The organism is Clostridium sp. KLE 1755 (genome assembly GCF_000466465.2).
GTDB classification, from domain to species: Bacteria; Bacillota; Clostridia; order Lachnospirales; family Lachnospiraceae; genus Eisenbergiella; species Eisenbergiella porci.
Window position 1 is genome coordinate 1 of record NZ_KE992665.1, and the last position, 355, is coordinate 355.

Consider the following 355-nt stretch of genomic DNA (forward strand, 5'->3'; position numbering starts at 1 on the left):
TCTTCCTTTTTCAATACCAATCTCAAGAATATTCATCTTTACAGCCTCCCATTCTTCCGATTGCTTCACTTCATTTACGATTTTATCCAACGTAATAATCCGTTTATCCTTTATCTTGACCTCAGGATTATCAATCGTGGTATTTTTCATATACTGCAGCAGGCTTATCAGCTCAGGACGGCCATTTTTACTGGTCATGTTCAGAAATATTTTCTTCGTGCCGTCATCCAGGGGCAGATCTGAAAATTCTTCACATTGTTCCGTAAAGGTATAGATTGCCCTGTCCCGTCCGAAAATGTCCTCCTGCGTGATAAAAATAATAACCGTTGACGGCAGGTGCTTATACCGGGTCGTC

General features: G+C 41.1%; 1 pseudogene. It reads right to left on the reverse strand.

What is annotated here, in order from left to right:
- Window positions 1–355 (reverse strand): annotated as a pseudogene (locus tag HMPREF1548_RS30365) (Rpn family recombination-promoting nuclease/putative transposase); the annotation flags it as partial.